The sequence below is a fragment of the Tepidimonas sp. genome (assembly GCF_036825565.1).
In the GTDB taxonomy this organism is placed as follows: Bacteria; Pseudomonadota; Gammaproteobacteria; order Burkholderiales; family Burkholderiaceae_C; genus Tepidimonas.
In genome coordinates, this window is the sequence record NZ_DAISXZ010000130.1 from 1 (window position 1) to 2,263 (window position 2,263).

The 2,263-nt window shown below is 69.9% G+C and carries 1 protein-coding gene and 1 pseudogene; both read left to right on the forward strand.

Annotated elements, in window-relative coordinates; genetic code table 11:
* The first annotated feature begins 17 nt into the window (after positions 1-17).
* Positions 18-1,642 (forward strand): annotated as a pseudogene (locus tag V7026_RS11370) (benzoate-CoA ligase family protein).
* A 222-nt stretch (positions 1,643-1,864) separates the two neighbouring features.
* Positions 1,865-2,239, forward strand: a complete 375-nt coding sequence (locus V7026_RS11375; protein ID WP_443082364.1) for a type IV pilin protein — start codon at positions 1,865-1,867, stop codon at positions 2,237-2,239.
* Positions 2,240-2,263: the final 24 nt, after the last annotated feature.

The following is a 2,263-nucleotide window of genomic DNA, read 5'->3' on the forward strand; positions in this document are numbered from 1 at the left end:
ACCGAGGAGACCCCGCCATGTCCGCCACCCTGCCCCCGGCGCCGCCCGAGCGATTCAACTTCGCCGCACATCTGCTGACCCTGAATGTCGCGTGGCCCGAACGCACCGCCCTCATCGACGACCACGAGACCGTGACCTACGGCGAACTCGCCGAGCGCGTGCGCCGCTGCGCGGCGGGCCTGCGCGCCCTCGATCTGCGGCGCGAAGAGCGCGTGCTGCTGCTGATGCACGACAGCGCCGACTGGATCGTGGGCTTTCTGGGCTGTCTGTACGCCGGCGGGGTGCCGGTGGCCGTGAACACGCTGCTGACCGCTGACGACTACGCCTATCAACTGCGGCACGCGCGGGCCCAGGCGGCACTGGTGTCCGCCCCGCTGCTGCCCACCCTGGCGCAGGCGCTTAATGCGGGTACGCACGAGGTGCGGCACATCGTCGTCTCGCACCCCGGCGACCCGCTGCCCGCCGACGCGGCCGGCGTGCCCTGTCATCCGTGGCCCGCCTGGCTGGCGAACCAGGCAGCGGACGGCGCCCCCGCCGACACCGCTGCGGACGAGCCGGCCTTCTGGCTGTACTCCTCCGGCTCCACCGGCCGCCCCAAGGCACGGTGCATACCCATGCCAACCTTTACTGGACGGCCGAGCTGTACGGCCGCCCCGTGCTGGGCCTGACGGCCGACGACCGGGTGTTTTCGGCGGCCAAGCTGTTCTTCGCCTACGGCTTGGGCAACGCGCTGACGTTTCCGCTCAGCGTGGGGGCTTCGGTCGTGTTGATGGCCGAACGCCCCACCCCGCCAGCGGTGTTCGCCCGCCTGACCGGGCGCACGCCCACGCTGGCGGGCCAACGCCCGACCGTGTTCTACGGCGCGCCCACCGGCTACGGCGGCATGCTCGCCCACCCGGACCTGCCGCCGCGCGAGCAGGTGGCCCTTCGTCTGTGCTCCTCCGCCGGCGAGGCGCTGCCGCGCGACATCGGCGAGCGCTGGACCGCGCACTTCGGGACCGAAATCATCGACGGCATCGGCTCCACCGAGATGCTGCACATCTACTGCTCCAACCGCCCCGGCGACGTCGTCTACGGCACCAGCGGCACCCCGGTGCCCGGCTACGAGCTGGAAATCCGCGGCGAAGACGGCCGCCCGCTGCCCGCCAACCCGGACGGCTCCATCGACATCGGCGACCTGTACGTGCGCGGCCCCAGCGCCGCGCTGATGTACTGGAACAACCGCGACAAATCGCGCGAGACCTTCCAGGGCGCCTGGACGCGCACCGGCGACAAATACACGCGCGATGCCAGCGGCCGCTACATCTACGCCGGCCGCAACGACGACATGCTCAAAGTCAGCGGCATCTACGTCTCGCCCTTCGAAGTGGAGGCGACCCTGGTGCGCCACCCCGCCGTGCTGGAAGCCGCCGTGATCGGCAAAACCGACGCCGACGGCCTGACCAAGACCAAGGCCTTCGTCGTGCTGCGCCCGGGCGCCCAGGCCACGGTCGAAGACATCCAGGCCCACTGCAAAGCCCACCTGGCGCCCTACAAATACCCACGGTACGTGGAATTCGTACCCGAACTGCCCAAGACGGCCACCGGCAAGATCCAGCGCTTTCGGTTGCGGGAGCGGGAGGCCGCGCATCCCGCCACCTGAGCGCCCCCAGTACGCCGATACACGCCGACACGCGCCCGACGACGGGGCAGCCACCGTTCGCCGGGCGCCCCGCGTCGCTGGTCCGCCAATCACCGCGCGGCGGGGCGCGCGCAGTAAGCTGAAACAAGAGAATACTGCGCCATGGAACCGACCCTATCCCCTCATACCCCCTCGCGGGCCGAGCGCCCGACGCGCGCCCGTGGCTTTACGCTGATCGAAGTGATGATCGTCGTGGCCATCATCGGCATTCTGGCGGCGATTGCGTATCCTTCTTATACCCGTTATGTTCGCGAGGCGCGCCGCGCCGACGCCGTAGCCGCCATCACACGCGTGCAACTGGCCCAGGAAAGGTACCGGGCCAACAACCCCGCTTATGCCGGCGACCTCGCCACGCTGGGCATCACGTCAAACACGTCCCCCGACGGCTATTACACCGTCGCCATCAGCGGACAATCTGCCACGGGATACACCGTGACAGCCACGGCCGTCTCCGGCGGCCCCCAAGCCAACGACACGGGGTGTACGACCATTGCCATGGTCGTCAGCGGCGGTTCGGCGACGCCGTCCCCGGGGTCGGCAGCGTGCTGGAAAAAATGAAGCCCCCCACCCCCACTGCCCGCC

Excerpts from the sequence above, each read along its gene's own strand:
- V7026_RS11375 (WP_443082364.1), top strand. The coding sequence starts at position 1,865 with ATGATCGTCGTGGCCATCATCGGCATTCTGGCGGCGATTGCGTATCCT.